The sequence below is a fragment of the Brevibacillus laterosporus LMG 15441 genome, from assembly GCF_000219535.2.
Lineage (GTDB): Bacteria > Bacillota > Bacilli > Brevibacillales > Brevibacillaceae > Brevibacillus_B > Brevibacillus_B halotolerans.
The window spans coordinates 872621-894285 of the sequence record NZ_CP007806.1; the positions used below are offsets into that span (position 1 = coordinate 872621).

General features: G+C 41.9%; 19 protein-coding genes. 14 read left to right on the forward strand and 5 right to left on the reverse strand.

The features are described 5' to 3' along the window. Positions 1-3: 3 nt before the first annotated feature. Positions 4-1104, reverse strand: coding sequence for a YheC/YheD family endospore coat-associated protein (locus BRLA_RS04380; RefSeq protein WP_003335261.1), 1101 nt, complete (start codon positions 1102-1104; stop codon positions 4-6). Positions 1105-1123: 19 nt separating this feature from the next. Then, on the reverse strand, positions 1124-2545 hold the full coding sequence (locus BRLA_RS04385) for a YheC/YheD family endospore coat-associated protein (protein ID WP_003335260.1): 1422 nt from the start codon (positions 2543-2545) through the stop codon (positions 1124-1126). A gap of 80 nt (positions 2546-2625) precedes the next feature. Between BRLA_RS04385 and BRLA_RS04390 the strand changes: the two genes are divergently transcribed. Then, the gene (locus BRLA_RS04390) at positions 2626-3783 is read left to right on the forward strand and encodes a DUF445 domain-containing protein (RefSeq protein ID WP_003335259.1); all 1158 of its coding nucleotides are present in this window, start codon (positions 2626-2628) and stop codon (positions 3781-3783) included. 293 nt (positions 3784-4076) lie between these two features. Here the strand turns inward: BRLA_RS04390 and nhaC are convergent, their stop codons facing one another. Then, positions 4077-5492 (reverse strand): Na+/H+ antiporter NhaC, encoded by a 1416-nt coding sequence (gene nhaC, locus BRLA_RS04395; RefSeq protein WP_003335257.1) that lies wholly within the window; start codon positions 5490-5492, stop codon positions 4077-4079. Between the two features lie 379 nt (positions 5493-5871). On the opposite strand from nhaC, the gene mscL reads away from it, so the two are divergent. The 3 genes from mscL (at position 5872) to BRLA_RS04415 (ending at position 8370) form a co-directional block, all read left to right on the forward strand. Then, a complete protein-coding gene (mscL, locus tag BRLA_RS04405; RefSeq protein ID WP_003335255.1) occupies positions 5872-6333 on the forward strand; it encodes a large conductance mechanosensitive channel protein MscL in 462 nt (153 codons plus the stop codon). Between the two features lie 98 nt (positions 6334-6431). After that, the gene (locus BRLA_RS04410; protein WP_003335254.1) at positions 6432-6773 is read left to right on the forward strand and encodes a YlbF/YmcA family competence regulator; all 342 of its coding nucleotides are present in this window, start codon (positions 6432-6434) and stop codon (positions 6771-6773) included. Positions 6774-7059: 286 nt separating this feature from the next. Then, complete coding sequence (locus BRLA_RS04415) at positions 7060-8370, forward strand: DRTGG domain-containing protein (RefSeq protein WP_003335253.1); 1311 nt, start codon at positions 7060-7062, stop codon at positions 8368-8370. A 143-nt stretch (positions 8371-8513) separates the two neighbouring features. Here BRLA_RS04415 and BRLA_RS04420 read toward each other — a convergent pair whose 3' ends face one another. Both BRLA_RS04420 and BRLA_RS04425 read right to left on the reverse strand, forming a co-directional pair. Then, the gene (locus tag BRLA_RS04420) at positions 8514-8888 is read right to left on the reverse strand and encodes a helix-turn-helix domain-containing protein (protein ID WP_003335252.1); all 375 of its coding nucleotides are present in this window, start codon (positions 8886-8888) and stop codon (positions 8514-8516) included. Between the two features lie 309 nt (positions 8889-9197). Beyond that, positions 9198-9509, reverse strand: a complete 312-nt coding sequence (locus tag BRLA_RS04425; protein WP_035317946.1) for a YtpI family protein — start codon at positions 9507-9509, stop codon at positions 9198-9200. 185 nt (positions 9510-9694) lie between these two features. On the opposite strand from BRLA_RS04425, the gene BRLA_RS04430 reads away from it, so the two are divergent. The 10 genes from BRLA_RS04430 (at position 9695) to BRLA_RS04475 (ending at position 21626) form a co-directional block, all read left to right on the forward strand. After that, on the forward strand, positions 9695-13159 hold the full coding sequence (locus tag BRLA_RS04430; RefSeq protein WP_003335249.1) for a DNA polymerase III subunit alpha: 3465 nt from the start codon (positions 9695-9697) through the stop codon (positions 13157-13159). A 147-nt stretch (positions 13160-13306) separates the two neighbouring features. Beyond that, on the forward strand, positions 13307-14545 hold the full coding sequence (locus BRLA_RS04435; RefSeq protein ID WP_003335248.1) for an NADP-dependent malic enzyme: 1239 nt from the start codon (positions 13307-13309) through the stop codon (positions 14543-14545). Positions 14546-14618: 73 nt separating this feature from the next. Further along, complete coding sequence (locus tag BRLA_RS04440; protein WP_003335247.1) at positions 14619-15290, forward strand: FadR/GntR family transcriptional regulator; 672 nt, start codon at positions 14619-14621, stop codon at positions 15288-15290. Between the two features lie 73 nt (positions 15291-15363). After that, entirely contained in the window at positions 15364-15546 is a 183-nt protein-coding gene (locus BRLA_RS04445; RefSeq protein WP_003335246.1) for a hypothetical protein, read from the forward strand. A gap of 20 nt (positions 15547-15566) precedes the next feature. Further along, positions 15567-16451, forward strand: a complete 885-nt coding sequence (accD, locus tag BRLA_RS04450; RefSeq protein WP_003335245.1) for an acetyl-CoA carboxylase, carboxyltransferase subunit beta — start codon at positions 15567-15569, stop codon at positions 16449-16451. After that, entirely contained in the window at positions 16451-17410 is a 960-nt protein-coding gene (gene accA / locus BRLA_RS04455; RefSeq protein ID WP_003335244.1) for an acetyl-CoA carboxylase carboxyl transferase subunit alpha, read from the forward strand. The genes accD and accA overlap by 1 nt, the downstream gene beginning before the upstream one ends. 391 nt (positions 17411-17801) lie before the next feature. Further along, positions 17802-18761 carry a 6-phosphofructokinase gene (gene pfkA / locus BRLA_RS04460; RefSeq protein ID WP_003335243.1) on the forward strand — a complete coding sequence of 320 codons (960 nt, stop codon included), beginning with the start codon at positions 17802-17804 and terminating at the stop codon, positions 18759-18761. Positions 18762-18880: 119 nt separating this feature from the next. After that, positions 18881-20635 (forward strand): pyruvate kinase, encoded by a 1755-nt coding sequence (gene pyk, locus BRLA_RS04465; protein ID WP_003335242.1) that lies wholly within the window; start codon positions 18881-18883, stop codon positions 20633-20635. A gap of 105 nt (positions 20636-20740) precedes the next feature. Further along, on the forward strand, positions 20741-21181 hold the full coding sequence (locus tag BRLA_RS04470; protein ID WP_035317867.1) for an acyl-CoA thioesterase: 441 nt from the start codon (positions 20741-20743) through the stop codon (positions 21179-21181). A 40-nt stretch (positions 21182-21221) separates the two neighbouring features. Next, positions 21222-21626 (forward strand): FxsA family protein, encoded by a 405-nt coding sequence (locus tag BRLA_RS04475; RefSeq protein WP_003339133.1) that lies wholly within the window; start codon positions 21222-21224, stop codon positions 21624-21626. Positions 21627-21665: the final 39 nt, after the last annotated feature.

Here is a 21665-nt window from a genome sequence, read left to right on the forward strand (position 1 = left end):
CTCCTAACCTCCTATACGCTCATTCAAGAGATATTCAGCGTACTTTACTGGCTGTGCGACCGAATGTAGTCTGGCATTCCCATCTTCAATTTGGCGGAATACCGTCCGGCCTGGTCGTGAATTTACTTCAATAATCCATACATGCCCTTGCGTATCGACCCCTACATCTATTCCCAGCTCTACCAAGCGACCATGATGTTTTTCTAAAAAAGGGGGAAGGAGTTGAGCAAGCCTACCCACTTCTTCTATGATTTGATGACATAAGTCATGTGGATAATGTTTAATTAGGAAATCTTCTAATGGTACGGCGATTCCCCCTCCGTGCAGATTAGAGGTAATGCTTTCTTTCTTCCCTACTCGTACGGCCTTGCCGGTTGTTGTCCATTTACCCCTCCCGTTTTTCTGGACTAAAATACGTATGTCAAAGGGGAATCCATCTGAGGTGTGTAGCTTCAAATAAGGTTGCAAGATGTACTTACGCCCCTTCGTTACCTTTTTAATATAGGAGAGAAGATTTTTTTTAGTTGTTAAGGTACGTGTAAAGGGTTTATTATCCCTCGTTCTACCCATAAGTTCATACCCTTTTTTTACAGAGCAGATACGAATTACTCCGCTTCCATGGGTTCCGGCTATGGGTTTTATAATGACAGCCCCTTGTTCAGCCAGATTTGTTTCAAGAAGAGTAGGGCTAAAGAGCTTTGTTTGCGGTAACCATTTTTGTAAATCCTTTGATTTCATAAGGATGTTATGCACTTGCCATTTTCCCGATAATCCGCGACCTAAGAAGGTAATTTTAGGATCATTTTGCAGTCGTTCAATAATCGGTCTATATTTAGCGATATGGGGACCCATAAAATACCTATCATAGATTAATTGTGGAAAGGGAATTTTTATGCGCTTCCAAGTATGTTCAATAAGTTCAAAGCCTACTATGGTACGTGAGATAAAATCAACCTGACGAGGAGAAAAGACGACTATGCGTATACCTAGCTTGCTTCCAATACGTGTTAAAGTGGTATAATAAGACTTTTCCCGGAAGGTTGGCTGGTTTGGCGATCCTTTGAAAATGGCCATAATTCCTAATGTTTTTTCTTGTTTTCTCATTTTGATCACCTACGCTGTCTTATCTATTCTTCTTTTTCTGAGGTGTTGTTTGAAAGATTGGTTGGGTAAAGCCATTTAAAAAAGCGGTGTAGCTTACTAAATGTCGAACGGACGGTCTTGCTTGTCGGGGAGAAGTTTCATTTTCGCGTAAACGTAAGCTGGTAATGCTTTTGGAGGGTTTGCTGTTAACCTCTAACAGCCAGACATTTCCGTTAGTATCAATACCTAGATCAATACCAAACTCTGCGAATTCTCCTTGTAAAGCGTATTCTAACCGTTCAGCGATGAGCAGAGCGACCCTCTTGAGCTTGTGAATAGATGGCCTTTTATTACGTTTCCATGGACCGCATACTCGTAGGGCCTGTTTAGCAGACATAATACTACCACCACGGGCTACATTTGATACAATCGAATTTTGACCTGTTCGAGCAACAATGGAGGTGGTTGCCCAAATGCCTCGATTGTTCTTTTGTACCAAAACACGAAAATCGGTTGGATTGGAGTCGATGCCAATAAGGTGCAAGCCTTGTTGGAGAACATAAGATTTTCCTTTAGAACGCTTTCGTAGGAATTTTTGTAAAGAGTACAGACTTTTTTGCCTTAAGGAGATAACCTTTTCTTTTGATACAAATCGAACACCATATTCACCATTTGCTTTTATCAGGCGAAAAATACCCCTTCCCAAACTACCATTAGCGGGTTTGGCGTACACGATACGGTGGGTTTGTAGCATGGTTGATAGTTCACCGTTTGGGCCAAATAACATGGTTTTGGGCAAATAAGTGGAGACGGCTACATCATTGCGAAGAGCTTTATGAACCTGCCATTTGTTTAAGAAACGCTCATTAAAAAAGGGGATCCTCAAAATTTTACAGCGTTCCACAAAATCCACTACCTTTTCACTCTGCTCTCGTTGTCGAGAAGATAGCCGATTATAGATTGAATGGGGGAGTGGGAGTGTGGTTTTTTTCCAGATGTTTTTTTGCCTAACGAATGCGGAAACCGTTTTATTCTCCCAATCAACGTCATCTATGGAAAAGATACAAGCGAAGCCACCTTTCTGTTTGAACGTATCAACCACTTCATTAATAAACGAAGAGAGGGAACCAAAAGGCTCTTGTTTATGATCCTGTTGATAGCTGGTGAGCAAAATCCCCAAATAGGGGCCGAAATAAAGCGTTTGCTGTTGTGAATCATAACGCATGAGAAATTTGGTCCCGGTAGGAATATGGAGAGCACGAACAAGGGAAGGACACATCGTGACACAGGTATCCTGATCTACTCCTGAAACCTTTGCTTGTGCTTTTGATACACCAAAGCAAACGGTGATAAAGATGTCTGAGGGAATGTCTAAACTCTTCATGATATGAAGGGGAAGCTGTAGATCAGACCGCTCTTCTATGGGTATAGATGCCTGAATGATAGTGCGAACATATGACATGATGATCCCCTTTCCATAGGCGTTAGGTTAGTCTATCTTATGAGTTCTAAAAATAATTGGTTCCAGATAGGAGTAGAAACATGAATGCTTGGATAACATTACTTCTCAATGTAGGTATTGGCTCAGCTATTGGTGGCATTACGAATGATCTGGCTATCCGTATGCTGTTTCGCCCCCATCGTGAGATAAAAATAGGCGGATTTCGAGTTCCTTTTACCCCAGGTCTTATCCCAAGACGGCATAAGCAAATCTCAATTGAAATGGGGAAATTGGTAGAGAATCACCTGCTGACTAAGGAAGGGGTTAGACAGGGATTACGAGCAGCAGGAGTCGAACAAAAGCTTATACACATAACTGAGGGACTCCTGCAAAAATGGATAGCTAGCGATGTAACCTTTCGTGAGCTAATCGACAAAGCTATGCCAAATGCATTAGTAGATGGAGATAGGCTGGCTCCGCAAATAAGAAAAAACGTGTATTCGGTCTACGATGAGCGTGTGACAAATTGGCTAAAAGGCGTAGAGGATAAGACGGTAGAGTCATTGCTTTCGCCAGAAATCCTGAATAAAGTGGAGCTACTTGCAGATCAATTTGGGGACATGCTAATTAGTCGATTAAAGGACTATCTGCATGCGCCAGAAGGTCAAGCTCAGGTTCAAGCCTTGATTCGTCAACTTGTAGGGGGAAGCGGAGGCATGTTGGGCGGTTTAGTGGGGATGTTCTTAGGGGACGAGAAGCTGGTTGCCAAGATTATGCCCCACTTGGAATCAATCCTAAGCAATCCACAGCTTATCGATAAATTAAAAGCGACACTTCACGTAGAAATGAATAAGCAATTGGAGCGTCCAATAAGTGATTTTCTGGGGATGATAAGCCAAGAAGAATTGAGTAAGTGGAAAGAGAAGCTGTTCGCTAAAGGTGAAGAAGTGGGAATTGAGTTATTGGACAAGCGAGTGGGAGAAGTCCTTCTTACATTCGAGGAACAAATATCTACATACTGGTTACCAAGAGTTGCCCAGTGGTTTACAGGGAGATTAGAGGAAAACGTAGATAGACTGTTCGATTCTCTTCAAATTAAGGAAATTGTTACGAAACAAGTAGAGGGATTTCCATTAGAGCGACTAGAGGAAATGATCATCGGCATTTCGGGAAGGGAATTCCGCATGATTACAGTACTAGGTTTTGTACTGGGAGCAATTATCGGACTTGTGCAAGGCTTACTTAACTTTTTAACATAAAACAAGTAAAAATAAAAAATTGTAAGAAGGGGACAAGAGTTGAAGAGGAGAGCCTTTACCAATGAAAGGAAGAAAACTTGGTTGGGCCTCTCCATCTGACCCCTATTTCCAAAACCTATCCTTACCCAGAGTTTTCCCAAGCTTCTTAAGTACTGAGGAGCTTGCAGTGAAATGGGTGAAAAAGCATTCATTTTTTCTTTCGTTAAAGTAGAGATATCTGCTAATGTTTAAAACAAAAGCGATTTGCCACATGAATGACAAACCGCTATTACTCTGATAGTATATTCCATTATTTACACTTTTGATTGTTCCTGTATCTTGGGGACAGATACTTCATTTGGAACTCCAATTCCCGTAAAGCCCAGAATGACAGTAATAATTGGACATAGTAGACAGAAGAAGGCATAAGGCAGATATTCCAGAGTCCCGACTCCTAGCACTCCCGTCAAGAATACTCCGCATACGCTCCAAGGAACCAGTGGATTAACAACTGTTCCGGCATCCTCTAGCACACGCGACAAATTTTTACGGGCTAGCCCTAGCTTTTCAAAGCTTGGTAGAAAGGCTCTTCCTGGCAAAATAATGGACAGATATTGCTCCCCAACCAGCACATTAATACTAAGGCTTGACATAGCAGTAGACAAAATCAGTCGTCCGCGAGTTTTTACAAACCGCTGAATACAGGAAACCAGATTCGAAATCACACCGATTTCATATAAGATTCCGCCTAAACCTAAGGCTAATAAAATCAGTGCGACGGACGATAGCATACTTTGAAGACCCCCGCGTGATAGAAGAGAATCCACTTCAGCTTGTCCAGTTGTTGAAACAAAGCCATTTTGCATGATGGTTAATAAAGAAACCAATGATTGATTCGGTTGAGTAATTAAAATCAATAGTAAGGAGGATACAATTCCTACAAATAGAGCAGGAATAGCTGGAATCCGTTTGTAAGCCATAAAAAATAAAAGCAATGGTGGCAGGAATGTACTCCAGTGAATAAATGAACTCATTTCCAAGCCCTTACGGATGGTTTCGAAATTTAGTGGAACCTGACTTGTAACAGAACTCCCTAAGTAAAAGTAGAGCACTAAAGAAATGATAAAAGCAGGAATAGTGGTCCACATCAAATGACGAATGTGTTCGAATAAATCTACTTTTGCGACCCCGGGAGCCAGATTGGTTGTATCTGATAATGGCGACATTTTATCTCCGAAGAATGCTCCAGAAATAATAGCCCCTGAAATCAATGCCAAATCAATTCCCAGCATTTTGCCCATACCAAGAAAGGCAACACCGATAGTAGCTACTGTCGTAAAGGCACTTCCAATACTAGTGCCAACGAGCGCGCACATAACAAAAACGGTGATCAGAAAGTAGTCAGCGGAAATAAGAGAGAATCCGTATAAAATCATGGTTGGAATCGTTCCGCAGGCAATCCAAACCGCAATTAATACCCCGATCAGCAAAAAAATTACTATAGAAGGAATACCAGAAATAATTCCTTCTCGAATTCCTTTATCCATTACCTTCCACGGTATTCTTTTACAAAACCCAAAGGCGACGGAGATCATGATGCACAATAAGATAGCGATTTGCGGAGGGGCCTGCAGATTGAGCACTAGATAACCAATCACCACCAATAAAATGAGAATAAGAGCGAGTGAATCTGAAATCTTTGTCCAATTAGATGATGGTTGATGCTGCATCTGAGTGACCTCCTTTTTCTGTTAGTGGTAAAATTTGTTTAGTATTACTTTAACGCTTATACGCTTTCAAGCACTAAAGCTAATTATTTATAATATCAGTTTACATGAAAAACGGAAAGTTTACAATGAGGCTAAAAAAATTTTGTTTTCTGTACGTAAAAAGGAGTGTAACCTTTTTTTTATTTTCTTACGACTAGTGGGGCAAAACAACAAAAAGGAATTAGGAGCAATGAATTGGGAAAATGAAAATCGTCCTCTGAACCACGGCCAATAGGAACAAAAATGAAAGAATGGAGGAAATCGAGAGTTTGATAGTTGTCTCATCCTTTGGTTTTGGTCATAATACTACAATGTATAATGCAGAAGAAAGGTGATGAATATGTGGAAAGAATTTCGTGAATTCGCGATGAAGGGCAACGTCGTAGATTTGGCGATCGGTGTTGTAATAGGAGGAGCTTTTGGGAAAATTGTTACTTCTCTTGTTAATGATTTAATTATGCCATTGGTTGGCTTACTCTTAGGACGTATCGACTTTTCTAATTTGTTTATAAACTTGTCTGGAACTCATTATAATACGATAGCAGAGGCAAAAAAAGCAGGTGGAGCAACACTAAACTACGGTTTGTTCCTGAATTCTGTTTTAGATTTTCTCATTGTAGCCTTTAGTATTTTTATTGTGATTAGACAGTTAAATAAACTACGTAAGAAAAAGGAAGAAATCAAGCAAGAAGAAGCAGTTACGACCAAGGAGTGTCCATATTGCATTTCTAGCATTCCTTTACAGGCTAAGCGTTGCCCAGCATGTACCTCTCAATTAGTGGATGCTCATCCTTCAGCCTAATAGCTAGAGGAGAAGATAAGTAACCAAAGATTGTCAGTTTAAAAGCAAATCTGTTACACTACTTACAATACATCCTAATATAAAAGTGAGGGAATACTGTGAACTACGATAAAGCGCATGAATTGGCACGTGCCATTAAAGATAGCGACGAGTACAAAGCATTTCTAGCAGCTCAACAAAACGTGAGTGCAGACCCAGAGGCTAGTCGCATGTTAGCTGATTTTCGTCAAAAACAATTTGAATTGCAGATGAAGCAAATGAGCGGACAAGAAGTAGGTCAAGCAGATATGGAGCAAATCCAAAAATTGTATGAAACAGTTCAGCTTCATCAAGAAATCCGTAAGGTGCTAGAAGCAGAGCGCGTTCTTGGACAGATTATGGAAGATGTTAATCGCATCATAGCTGAGCCTCTACAGGTTCTGTACGGTATTGAAAATTAATTTTTGTTTGTAAACAAAGAACGAATGAAATGAAATGCATTTGTAATTCGTTTGTAACATTCCTGTAATATTAAGGGGATAAGATAAAAACATGATGAAAACCCCCTTAAATTATATACGTGATTTGGTGTAACGGGCGCCGTTACACCCTTTTTTTTTGTCTAGGCATGGGGTAAAATTGTTGCAAGGAGCCTTTTTAAGTTAATGAAGTACATACATGATTCGTATGATAACCATATAATATCCTTCATTTGTAAAAACGGTAAACAAAGGGCAGGTGGCTAACTTGGCAACAAAGCACGAACAAATCATACAACATATTGATCGCCTTCCCATCGGAACTAAGATCTCTGTCCGACAGATCGCCAAGGATCTCGAAGTAAGCGAAGGAACGGCTTACCGCGCGATCAAAGAGGCGGAGGTACAAGGGTATGTTAGTACCATTGAACGGGTAGGAACTGTCCGGATTGAGAAAAAGAATAAGGAAAACTTTGATCGTTTAACTTTTGCCGAGGTAGTAAATATTGTGGATGGCAGTGTGTTGGGTGGTAAAGAGGGTTTACACAAGACTTTACATAAATTTTTGATAGGTGCCATGAAGCTAGAAAACATGGTCAAATATATCCAACCGGGTAGCTTGTTAATTGTTGGAAACCGAGAGCAGGCCCATCGTCTTTCTTTACAAAATGGTGCGGCTGTATTAGTTACTGGTGGATTTGATACAAGTGAGGAAGTTAAAGCGCTAGCAGATGAGCTAGAATTACCGATTATTTCTACTACGTACGATACATTCAGTGTGGCTTCTTTATTAAATCGTGCTATTTATGACCGTCTTATCAAAAAAGAGATTGTCATGGTAGAGGATATAGTAAAACCATTAGATGAGGTTCCCGTTTTATTGCCTACAGATCAAGTGAAGAAGTGGCATTTGTACACAGAAAAATATAAAGAGACACGCTTTGCTGTAGTCGATGAGTTTCGTCGGCTAGTTGGTATCCTGACATCTAAGGATATCATCGGTAATGAAGATGATGTTACTGTGGATAAAGTGATGACACGCAGCCCAATTACGACGTCACCAAGGGTCTCTGTCGCTTCCGCCGCTCATTTGATGGCATGGGAAGGAATCGAATTGTTGCCGGTTGTGGATAATTTCAAAAAGCTGCTGGGAGTCATTACACGTCAGGAAGTTCTGAAAGCGTTACAATACATGCAGAAGCAACCGCAATTAAGCGAAACCTTTCCAAATATGATCATGAGTCAGTTCCGAGAAGAAAAGGATCGGGATGAAGTCACCTACATTGGTGAAGTAACTCCTCAGATGACCAATCATTTGGGAACGATTGCAAGTGGCGTATTGACGACTGTCATGACAGAAGTAGCCTGTAATGAATTGCGCCGACATCGACGTGGTGATATGGTGCCGGAGAACATTACCGTTTATTTCTTAAAGCCAGTTCAGATCGAAAGTCAATTAAAGATAAAACCGCGTTTACTAGACGTGAGCCGCCGCTTTGGCAAGGTGGAGGTAGAAGTGTTCCACCGCGATCAAATGGTAGGAAAAGCAATGGTTACAGCGCAGGTTTTGGAAAGATAATGCGGATGATAAAATGATAAAACCGGAGCGAGGAATGATTTCCTGCTCCGGTTTTTGCGCTGTGGAAACGTGAAATTTTTTGAATTGAGAGTAGTAAGAACGATCGGACTTTACAAATCATCTGAGCACTTACCAACAACTTCTTACATACGAAAACCCAAATAGGTTACACCAGCGATGAATAACATAAAGATCACGACAAGCAATTGACAAAAACCTGTGCCGGAAAAGAAAAAACTACCTAGTTTCCATTTCCGTTGATGCGTAATATAGTTGGGCGGAGCGGAAGGCTCCGGCTTTGGTAGCTGGTCCATATAAGCTGAGACATCTAGTTTTAAAACGCTAGCGTAACTTTTCACAAATCCTTGGACATACACTTGATGAGGAATTTTAGAAAATTCCTCTTGTTCGATTGCCTCCAAATAAGACAACGGGATATTTGTTTTTTGATGAATATCTGTTAGGCTAATCCCTTTTGAAATCCGTGCTTCTTTCATAACGAACCCAATTCTCTCCATACAAATTGCTCCTAAACAAAATTCTCGCATGCTTGCTTACACACTCATAAACAGACCTGAATTAATTACTCATTATATGACGAGTAAATCAAACCTCCTGTTACATCTGTGCAAAAAATTTTCAAACATTCTTCATTATATTGTGTTATGAGAAAAAGAGATACCTGATCTTTATATTTATGATAAGTATATTATTTGTAAAGATCAATATATGATAACCCATTTATTTTCGTTATCACAATAATAAAAAACTGCCATCCTTCTTCCGTTTTGAAAGGATGGCAGTTTTTCGTTACTTTATAGATCATTTTATTTTAGTGTTTCCGCTACTCGTAACCATTCTTGTTTGTTGCGGATATAGTGTTTTGTACCAAGCACGAGATTAATAATACCTACTAACAGCATTACAAAAGCAACCCCAATCCGAATTCCATCTAAGTCCTGAAAGGAAAATTGATTGAGACCAAATAAGATGAGCAGGCAACCTAAGGAAATATTCATTTTTCCAAGTGTCATACGGGATTGCAATGGATGAAGACCACGACGACGAGCGTTAATGCTATAGTAGACTCCCATGATGAGGGAGGCAATCATGCCGGTAAAATAAATAGCAAACCACATCATGCAACACCTACCCTTCCTTTTTCAATTAACAAATCATGACATCTGTATTATAGCATACTTATTAACGGAAAAATTCGTATGTTCTTACAAGTCCTATCCTTCTGTTACACGAATAAAGGTTCGCCTCAATTGCTCCTTCGGGTATAATAGGAATATACGAAGATCAGTAGGGAAGGAGCAAGATGATGACAGCATCCTTCGTTCATTTACATGTGCATAGCGAATTTAGTTTATTAGATGGGGCCGCACGGATTGATCAATTGGTGCAAAAGGCTGCTGAGCTTAAGATGCCGGCCTTAGCAATTACAGACCATGCGAATCTATACGGAGTCATTCCTTTTTATAAAGCATGTCTTGAGAAAGGAATTAAACCTATTATTGGCATGGAAATTTATCTAATTGATGGAGATTTGCGTGATCGGGTGACACGACAAACCAAGGCCCCTTATCATTTGACATTACTTGCCGAGAATGAGCAAGGCTATAAAAATTTAATTCAGTTATCTACAATTGCTCATACAGAGGGGTATCAAATACTGCCGCGAATCAATCGAGAAAGGCTGAAGCGATATGCAAACGGCCTGATTGCGCTAAGTGGTTGTACAGAAGGAGAGATTAACCAGCTTTTATTAGAAGGCGATATAGAGGCAGCAAGACAAGCCGCTAGCTGGTATGCTGATGTTTTTGGCCCACAGCGCTTTTATCTGGAGCTTCAGGATCATGGGACTGAAAAAGAGCGTCGCCTAAATCAACGTATATTGAGATTGCATGAGGCGACACACATTCCGCTAGTAGTCACAAATAACGTGCATTATGTGGAAAAGCAGGAAGCAGAGCTACATGACGTGCTGCTGGCTATCGGCCAAGGTGCAACCATTACAGATACTAACCGATCTCGCTACGAGACGGAGGAATATTATCTTAAATCGGCAGAAGAGATGGCTGGTCTGTTTGTCTACGCGAAAGAGGGACTACAAAACACCCTTCGTATAGCGGAACGCTGTCAGGTGGAAATTCAGTTAGACCAACACATTTTGCCACGGTTTCCGTTACCAGAGGGAGTAGAGGCGGAGCAATATTTACGACAAATATGTGAAGAAGGCTGTGTCAAGCGTTACGGTGCTCTACATGCCGAGGTGCAGGAGCGCCTAGATTATGAACTATCTGTCATAACCGGGACAGGCTTTACCGATTATTTTTTAATCGTTTGGGATTTTATGAAATATGCTCATGAGCAAAAAATAGCAACCGGTCCGGGGCGAGGATCAGCGGCAGGCAGCTTGGTCGCCTACGCGCTCTCCATTACCAATGTAGATCCGCTTGCTCACGATCTGTTGTTTGAACGCTTTCTCAATCCAGAGCGCATTACGATGCCTGATATTGATATTGACTTTGCAGTGGAGCGGCGTGACGAGGTTATTCATTATGTAGCAGACAGATACGGTCATGATCGGGTGGCGCAGATTATTACCTTTGGTACACTTGCTGCACGGGCGGCCGTGCGTGATGTTGGCCGAGCCCTAGGCTTATCACTTGCTTTGGTAGATCGCGTAGCGAAAATGATTCCACAATCTCCATCTATGACCTTTGATAAGGCCTTCAAGCTTAATCCTGACTTGGAGCGTTTAACGGAGGAAAATCGAGACGTAGCCAAGCTGATCCGGCTAGGCCGGGGATTGGAAGGATTACCGCGCCATGCTTCTACGCATGCGGCTGGGGTAGTGATTTCACGTGAACCCTTAACAGAATACGTACCCCTGCAAGAGGGAAGTGAAGGGCTATTACTTACTCAGTTCCCAATGGATATTCTAGAACAGGTCGGTTTGCTAAAGATGGATTTTTTAGGTCTACGCAATCTGACTATTATTCAGGAAACGTTAAAGGAAATGAACCGTCAGGGCATCCCTTTGTCATTAGACTCATTGCCAATGGAGGATGCAAAAAGCTTTGCAATGCTAACACGCGGTGATACAACAGGTGTGTTTCAGCTAGAATCAGCGGGAATCCGTAATGTACTTCGAGATTTAAAGCCGACCTGTCTTGGTGATATCGTAGCTGTTCTTGCTTTATATCGTCCAGGGCCTATGGAGATTATTCCAGACTATATCAAAGCCAAGCATGGGAAAACTCCCGTACACTATGCTCATCCCGATTTAGAAGCAATTTTGCAAGAGACACACGGCTTTATTATTTATCAGGAGCAAATCATGCAAATTTCTTCTAAAATGGCAGGCTTTACTCTAGGTGAGGCTGATATTTTACGGCGGGCCGTAGGGAAAAAGAAACGTGAGCTATTGATGGAACAACGTGAGAAATTTGTGGCAGGCAGCATTGCCCAAGGATATGAGGAGCAGCTTGCCAATGAGGTTTATGATTTGATTGTTAAATTTGCCGACTACGGTTTTAATAAAGCCCATTCAGTAGCGTATGCGATTATTGCCTATCAAATGGCGTATTTAAAAGCGAATCATTCACTAGCTTTTATGGCCTCATTACTATCCATGTCAATTGGCAGCCAAGGGAGGATCGCGGAGTATGTAGAAGAAGCAAAGCGCTTGCGCCTAACGGTGCTTCCTCCTTGCGTAAATGCAAGTGAAGCATTATTTAGTGTTGAGCCAGATAAGCAGGCGATTCGCTTCGGACTGGCTGCTGTCAAGAATGTAGGATATGGTGCAATCGAGTCAATTGTTAAAGAACGGATAAAAGCTCCGTTTTCAGATCTGGTTGATTTTTGTTCAAGAGTCGACAGTCGATTGGTTAACCGCCGTGTGATTGAGTCTTTGATTATTTGCGGGGCACTGGATTCATTGCCAGGTCATAGAGCTCAGCTTTTATTGATGCTTGATGAAGCCATGGAGAAGGGTGGTACACGTCGAAAAGACAAAGAAGCTGCTCAGTTAAATTTGTTTGCATTTACAAGTGAAGCCGGCTCTGATGATAAGGGGAATCAACCAGAACCAGAGAAGATAGAATATCCAGAGGTTCCGCCCTTCTCGCATATACAGAGCTTAAAAGAGGAAAAAGAGCTATTAGGTGTCTATCTGTCCGGTCATCCACTCGATCCCTATTCTTATTTAACACAGCATAAAGAAGTAACCATGATCCCCGATATGGATGACCTACCGCATCAGCATGTAGTAAAAATTGTAGGGATGATAACAGAGGCTAAGCGAATTCAAACAAAAAAAGGCGACCCGATGGCATTTCTACAGGTAGAGGATAAAACGGCTCAAGTAGAGGTAGTTGTTTTTCCGAAAATATTTCAAACGGCCCAAACCTTTTTATATAAAGAGGCGATCGTTGTGATTGAAGGACGTATAGATCGTCAGGGAGATACGCCTAAATTGATCGCTAACAGGATCTGGGACGGAAAAGCATTGCCTAAGCCACAGATGGAAAGCGTATTATTTATTAAAATCTCTCCAGAGCATGAAAGAGGCGATACCCTAGTTCGGTTAAAAGAATTGTTTACCAAGCACAGTGGAATGACCCCAGTTCTGCTTTATTATGAGCAGAAAAAACAAATATTACGGCTACCAAACGAATATCGAGTGGAAGCAAATAGCGAAATACTGGAGAAAATGAAAGAAATAGTGGGAGATGAGTGTGTAATTCAGAAAGAATTGCCCATAAACGGGGGAGGATGAACGAAGTCCTCCCTTTTTTGCACTTTATAGCAGGTTTACAGTTGGAAATGATTTGATATAATGAACAGTAACGGCGTTTGAGTGGTCTGACCACTTCGACATACAACAATATGGGTAATTTACTCAGGCGGGAATGGAGTGATTTAGGTGTCGAATTTAAGAGAAGAAGCTCTTGAACTTCACAGAGTACATCAAGGAAAGCTAGAAGCAGTTACGAAGGTGCCAGTGCGCGATGCACATGATTTAAGCCTAGCATACTCGCCTGGTGTAGCCGAACCTTGCAAAGAGATTTTTAATGATCCTAGCAAAGTGTACGAATATACCATGAAAGGTAATTTGGTAGCTGTAGTTAGTGACGGAACGGCCGTGCTAGGACTTGGTAATATCGGTCCAGAAGCTGCAATGCCTGTTATGGAAGGAAAAGCCGTATTATTTAAATCGTTTGCTGGAGTAGATGCATTCCCGATCTGCTTAAATACAACGGACAAAGAGAAGATTATTGAAACAGTAAAGCTTCTAGAGCCAACTTTTGGAGGCGTAAACCTAGAAGATATCGCAGCACCTGCATGCTTTGAGATCGAGGAACGTCTGAAAAAAGAAACGAACATTCCAATTTTCCACGATGACCAGCACGGAACAGCCATTGTAACTGCTGCGGGTCTCATCAATGCTTTAAAATTAGTGAATAAAAAAATAGAAGATATCCGTGTAGTTGCCAACGGTGCTGGAGCCGCTGGTATTGCAATTATTAAACTTTTACTTAGCATGGGTGTAAAAGAAGTAATTATGTGTGATACAAAAGGAATTGTGTATGAAGGCCGCCAATTTGGTATGAATCCAGTGAAAGAAGAAATCGCTTTACTAACGAACCGTGACAAAATCGAAGGCGAACTAGCAGATGCAATGGTTGGGGCTGACGTATTCATTGGTGTTTCCGCAGCAGGAGCTGTTACCCCTGAGATGGTTACATCTATGAATCGTGATGCGATTATTTTTGCAATGGCTAATCCTACACCTGAGATTATGCCGGATGAAGCTAAAAAGGCAGGAGCGGCAGTAGTAGGAACAGGGCGCTCTGATTTCCCGAATCAGGTTAATAATGTACTAGCATTCCCAGGCATTTTCCGCGGTGCGTTGGATACAAGAGCGACTCAAATCAATGAAGAAATGAAAGTAGCGGCGGTACATGCTATCGCTGATCTAATCGAGGGAGATCAGCTGCACGCTGATTTTGTTATCCCAGCTCCGTTTGATCCTCGTGTTGCTGCGAATGTAGCAGCCGCGGTTGCTAAAGCTGCGATGGATAGCGGTGTAGCTCGGATTAATGTCGATTTAGAAGAAATAAAAGCTAAAACCGTAAAACTTTCTGCTTTCTCAGATCAATAATAGGAAGTAGCCGTATAAGAGAAGGCGATAGTAATCGCCTTCTCCTGATTTTTAGCCGAAGGAGTGGAGTACGATGACAGACTCCTCCACCAATCGGAAAGTGTATGAAGGAATTCTCATGCAATTGAACGAAATCATTGCAGAAGAGAATTTACGTCCTGGGGATAAGCTCCCCTCAGAGCGAGAGCTTTCCGAGCGATTAAGTGTTGGGCGTTCCTCTGTACGTGAGGCGCTACGAGCTTTAGAGCTGTTGGGTCTAATAGAGACAAGACGTGGGGAAGGCACTTTTTTAAAGCATTATCGGCATAACCGGTTGATCGATTTATTAGGCTCTTACATTTTACGTGATGCAAAAACCAAAAAAGATCTCGTAGAAATGCGTAAGATCCTAGAACTGGATGCTGTACGTCTTGCGTGCACCAGAGCAGGGACTAGGCACTTTGAGGAAATGGAGCGCATTTTGGATTCTGCTTGGGATAAGTTGGAGCGAGGAGAGATTCCTTGGGAGGAAGATTACTTATTTCATCGGGTCATATGCAGATCGAGCCGCAATTCTGTCTTACACCGGATATGGGCTCCGCTCGTGGAATATAGTGGTGGGATTCGCAAAGACTCAATAGCACGTGAAGGAAGAGCGCGTATTGCTCATCAGGAACATGTGCAGGTTATGGAGGCAATACGCGAAGGTAACGCAGTAAAGGCGATGGAATATATGAAGGTACATCTTGACAACAGCATGTTATAAATTGCAGGTGCTGTAGGGGCTGTGATATGATGAGGCACAGATTGTCAGATTTACAGCAGTAAGGAGGATTATCATGTGGACTGTCATCTACATCGCTCCTAGCGCCAAGATTGCCGAACGTATTCAACACCGTTTAACAAGTGAAGGATTTCTGGTGAAGGTTCGTGAGGCTAAAGTATCCAAGCAATATGAGATACTGGTGCCAGAGGGCGAACTGTCCGAAGTGCAAGAGGTTCTCGGCACGGTTCTTCACTGAAACAAATGTGAGGTGATAGTGTGCTCAAAGATCTTTTTGGGAAAAAGCGCAAATTTGCGACTGTACCAAGCGTGTCAATGACGCAGGAAGTCCCGACTGTTGAACCCAAAGAGGTTCCAGAAGGTCTTATGCATAAATGTTCCCATTGCGGAACAATTCATTATTCCAAGGATTTGGAGAAGAATTTAAGAGTCTGCAAAGGCTGTCAGCATCATTTTCCTTTATCTTCTCCAGAGCGCGTACAATCGCTACTGGATAATGGTAGCTTTACGGAAGAATTTGATGCTAATTTAATTTCAGATAACCCTCTTAATTTTCCGGGGTATGAAGATAAATTAGAACAAGATCGTTCCAAAACAAATTTGAACGAAGCGGTTATTACGGGCGAGGGTCTGCTTCAGGGGATGCCTGTTGTGTTAGGTGTCATGGACTCGCGCTTTCGGATGGGAAGCATGGGCGCAGTTGTTGGTGAAAAAATTACACGGGCAATTGAACGCGCTATTGAGCGTAAGCTGCCATTTATCCTGTTCTCTGCTTCTGGTGGAGCACGTATGCAGGAAGGAATGATCAGCTTGATGCAGATGGCAAAAACCAGCGCTGCATTGGCTCAAATGGAAAATGAACGCTTGTTGTTTATCTCCGTATTAACTCATCCGACTACCGGTGGTGTATCTGCCAGCTTTGCCTCGCTTGGTGATATTAATATTGCCGAACCAGGTGCTCAGATTGGGTTTGCTGGTCGTCGTATCATTGAACAAACGATTCGTCAGGAGCTTCCTAAGGATTTCCAAACTGCGGAGTTTCTCTTAAAGCATGGGCAGCTTGATATGGTAGTGCATCGCAAAGATATGCGAGATACTTTAGGTACATTGGTCGCTTTGCACACACATAGGGAGGGAGAATAATGGCAACAGATCTCTCATTTGAAAAACCATTAGTAGAGCTGCGCGATAAAATTAAAGAACTACGTAAGTTTACAGAAGAAAAAGGGATTGATTTTACAGATGAAGTAAAGCGTCTGGAGGAAAAAGCGAAGGATTTGGCCGAGCAAATCTACGGGAATTTAACCCCGTGGCAACGCGTGCAGATTTCTCGTCATCCAGAGCGTCCCACTACGTTTGATTATATCAAGCATATCTTTACTGATTTTATGGAATTACATGGGGATCGTTCCTACGGAGATGATTTGGCGATTGTTGGTGGTATTGCACGCCTAGAAGGCCGGCCTGTCACAGTTATCGGGCATCAAAAGGGGAAAGATACCAAAGAAAATATTAGCCGTAATTTTGGTATGGCTCATCCAGAGGGTTATCGTAAAGCGTTGCGATTAATGAAGCAGGCCGAGAAATTTGGTCGACCGATCATTACATTTATTAATACGCAAGGGGCTTATCCAGGTAAAGCAGCAGAGGAGCGCGGACAGAGCGAAGCGATTGCTCGAAATTTACTTGAGATGGCTAATTTCACGGTGCCTATTATTTGTGTGGTCATCGGAGAAGGTGGTAGTGGAGGAGCTTTAGGCATTAGTGTCGGTAACTATATCTATATGCTTGAGAACTCCGTTTATTCGGTTATCTCTCCAGAGGGAGCTGCGGCTCTTTTATGGAAAGATTCTAGTCTCGCGATGCGGGCAGCCGAAACCATGAAAATTTCTGCCCCAGATTTATTAGAATTAGGTATCATTGATCAAATCATTCCAGAACCATTTGGTGGGGCACATCGTGATTTAATCCAACAAGCAGGTTTTATTAAGCAGTCGTTGCTTAATGGTTTAGCTGAGCTGGAAAAACTGTCCCCTAAAGAATTAGTACAGCATCGTTATAACAAATTTAAACAAATTGGCACATTTACTTCCCTTTCATAAAAAAGGGGAGTTTTTTGCTTTTTTAGACGCTCAAAATCTGTTAGAATCAGTATTCGGAAGACGATCTTGGCAAAAAAAGAAAAACTAACAAAAAGTATGTCACAAATTCCAAAATGGAGTGGCTAAAACCGGAAGTTTGTTGTATAACAGCCTATCAATATACGCCATTTATACATACTGCGTGACCAATTTACCGGATTGGTATAACACCATCCTGTTTTCCTAATTATTGGGTAAATATTTGTGGTTTCGATTGTATGAATTTGGTGTCTATAGACTGTTAGCAGGATTTTGTTAACAAAATTTTCCCCAGGTTTCTCATTTTCGTTACCAATAGAAAATGATGCAGAGAGCCATCCTAAGGAAAGGAGAAAATGAAGAGGTGAGTACGATGAAAAAAATTGCTGTTTTAACTAGTGGTGGCGATGCTCCAGGTATGAACGCGGCTGTTCGTGCTGCGGTACGTCGAGCTATTTACAAGGGCGTTCAAATTTTTGGAGTTTACAATGGATATAATGGTCTTATTAGCGGTAACATCAAGGAATTAACACTTGGTTCTGTAGGTGACATTATTCATCGTGGTGGTACAATGCTTTTTACAGCTCGTAGCGACGAGTTCAGAACGGAAGAAGGACGAGCAAAAGCGGTTGAGCAATTAAAGAAACACGGAATTGAAGGTCTAATTGTTATCGGCGGTGACGGTTCGTTCCGCGGTGCGCAAAAACTAACTCAGCTTGGCTTCCCAACAATTGGTGTTCCGGGTACTATTGATAATGACATTCCATGCACTGACTTTACAATTGGCTTTGACACAGCATTAAACACTGTAGTAGAATGCATTGACAAAATCCGCGATACAGCTACTTCACATGAGCGTACGTACATTGTTGAGGTTATGGGGCGCGATGCAGGTGACTTGGCTCTGTGGGCTGGTTTAGCTGCTGGAGCAGAATCCATCATCATCCCTGAAGCAGATACGGATATGAAGGATATTCTGGAGCGACTACGTTCAGGACATCGCCGCGGTAAAAAGCATTCCATCATTATTGTGGCAGAAGGGGTAGGCCAAGCTTCTCAGTTCGCAGATGTCATCAAGGCAGAAACAGGCTGGGAGACTCGTGTCACTGTTCTAGGACATATTCAACGTGGTGGTTCTCCAACTGCTTTCGACCGTATGCTAGCAAGTCGTTTAGGTGCAGCTGCTGTAGATTTGCTGCTTGAGGGCAAAGCGGATCGCATGGTTGGAATTAAGAACAATACCATCGTAGACGTTGATATTGATGAAGCGCTTGATCAAAAACATCAACTAGACTTGTCAATTTACCAATTAGCGCGTTCTCTATCCATTTAATTGGTAACTTTTCAAGAAGCATAACAATTTCAGTGGCGTTCTCATGCATCTAGTTCGTTAATGAACGCCCTGTTCTTTTGTAAAACAAGAATTACTAAGCAATTTTTGGAGGGATTATTTTGTTACGCAAGGCAAAAATCGTATGTACTATTGGACCAGCATCCGAATCGGTGGAAACACTAAAAAAACTAATTAGCGCGGGTATGAATGTAGCCCGTTTAAACTTTTCTCACGGTGATTTTGAAGAGCATGGCGCTCGTATTAGAAATATTCGTCAGGCAGCAAAAGAAACAGGTAAATTGGTAGCGATCCTACTAGATACGAAAGGACCTGAAATCCGTACAGGAAATATGTCTGTAGACGCTGTAGAGCTAGTAGAGGGCAACACCTTCACTTTAACAACTCAAGAGATGGCTGGAACAGCTGAGCGTGTATCAATCACATATCCTGACCTTCCTAACGATGTAGAAGTAGGTAGCCAAATTCTAATCGATGATGGTCTAATCGGCTTGGAAGTTACAAAAATTGAAGGTACTGAAATCGTTTGTGTTATCAAAAACGGCGGTACACTAAAAAGTAAAAAAGGTGTAAACGTTCCTGGAGTTTCTATCAACCTGCCAGGCATCACTGAGAAGGACGCTGCAGATATCAAGTTTGGTATCGAGCAAGGCGTTGACTTTATCGCGGCTTCCTTTGTGCGCAAGGGCTCAGACGTATTGGAAATCCGTGAAATCCTAGATAAGCATGGCGCAAAAATTGACATCATCTCCAAGATTGAAAACCAAGAGGGTGTTGACAACATCGATGAAATTTTGGCAGTATCCGATGGTTTAATGGTAGCTCGTGGAGACCTTGGTGTAGAAATTCCTGTTGAGGAAGTTCCTGTTTGCCAAAAAATGATGATCCAAAAATGTAACCTGCTAGGCAAACCAGTTATTACAGCAACACAAATGCTGGATTCTATGCAACGCAACCCACGTCCAACTCGTGCAGAAGCAAGTGACGTAGCGAACGCGATTTATGATGGCACAGACGCTATCATGCTTTCTGGTGAAACAGCAGCAGGTAAATATCCAGTAGAATCGGTTCAAACCATGAACAGCATCGCTCTACGTGCAGAGCAAAGCTTGAACTATCGTGAAGTAATGAAGGCTCATGCAACTTGCAACCGTGTAACAGTAACAGACGCAATTTCTCAAGCAGTAGTAAAATCTGCTCTTGATCTAAATGCAGCAGCAGTTATCTCCTCTACAGAAAGTGGACATACAGCTCGTCTTGTTTCTAAATACCGTCCAAAAGCACCAATTATCGCAGTAACTCCACATCAAGGTGTTGCTCGCCGTCTTTCCTTAATGTATGGAGTGTACCCAGTTGTAACGAAGCAAGCAGAAACAACAGATGAAATGTTTGACATCGCTGTACGTGAAGCTTTGACAACAGGTATGGTTAAACACGGTGATTTGGTTGTAATTACAGCAGGTGTTCCGGTTCGTGAAACAGGTACAACCAACCTATTGAAAATCCATGTAATTGGCGATGTACTTGCTAAAGGACAAGGGATCGGGCAAGCAGTAGTGACTGGGAATGTTGTCGTTGCTCGCACAGCAGAAGAGGCAATGAGCAAAGTACAAGAAGGCTCCATTTTGGTATGCCTAGGTACTGATTCTGATATGATTCCTGCATTTGAACGTGCGGCAGCAGTCATCACTGAAGAAGGCGGACTTACTTCTCATGCAGCTATTGTCGGCTTGAACCTAAATACACCTGTTGTAATCGGTGTAAACAATGCTACAGCTATCTTTAAGGATGGTATGGAAGTAACTGTTGATTCAGAACGTGGTAAAATCTTTACTGGTATGGCTCCTGTACTATAAGAGGCGTTTGTTTCTAGAAAGAAAAGGACTATCGAGATTATTCGATGGTCCTTTTTGTGCTACTATATGAGAGAAGGCTTTACGAAGTTAGGAGGCTATAATGAAATGAATCCAGCTTTTTATCATACCTATCAGCTTCGGGTTCGCTACAGCGAAACAGATCAAATGCAAATTGTATATCATGCAAACTATCTAACATGGTTTGAACTTGGACGAACTGAATATATTAGAGAAGTAGCTGGAATATCATATAAAGGGGTAGAGGAGAAGGGCGTACTATTGCCAGTAACCAACGCAACCTTATCTTTTCATTCACCAGCACGCTATGATGATGAGATTGAAATCCGCACGTTTATTGAGCATATAACGCCCATCCGTATGAACTTTGGTTATGAGATTTATCGGGTCAATGACAATAAATTATTAGTGTCAGGGAAGACAGAGCATGTTTTTACGAATCCACAAATAAAACCAATCCGTCTTCCTAAAGTGATTCCAGAGCTGTATTCCTGTTTACAAGCTGAACATGAAAAATATCTCGGATAAAGAATTGGTTTGATTAACCGGCAGAGGAAGTGATATGCCCATGTGGTTACGAATGTTGTTTGTGCTTTTTTTAATCATACCGATTTTGGAGATTTGGGGAGTTATTGCAGTAGGAAAAGTGATTGGAGGACCTTGGACGATCCTGTTGGTCATTTTAACATCGGTGGTAGGGGCCTATCTTGCTAAAAATCAGGGAACGCAGACCTTAAAATTATTACAGCTACAGCTATCGCGAGGACAAATGCCGACTGACGCATTGTTGGATGGCTTGTTTATCCTATTTGGCGGTTTTTTACTTGTGTTTCCTGGATTTTTCACTGATATCATTGGTATTATCTTTTTAATACCATATACGAGAATGATATTGCGCTATTTCTTAAAAGCATGGATTATGTCGATGATTGCTTCTGGGAAAATGATCAAGTTTATTCATTTTAGAAGATAAGAAAAGAGGGGCAAGCGACCTGATGGGATGGTAGTAGCC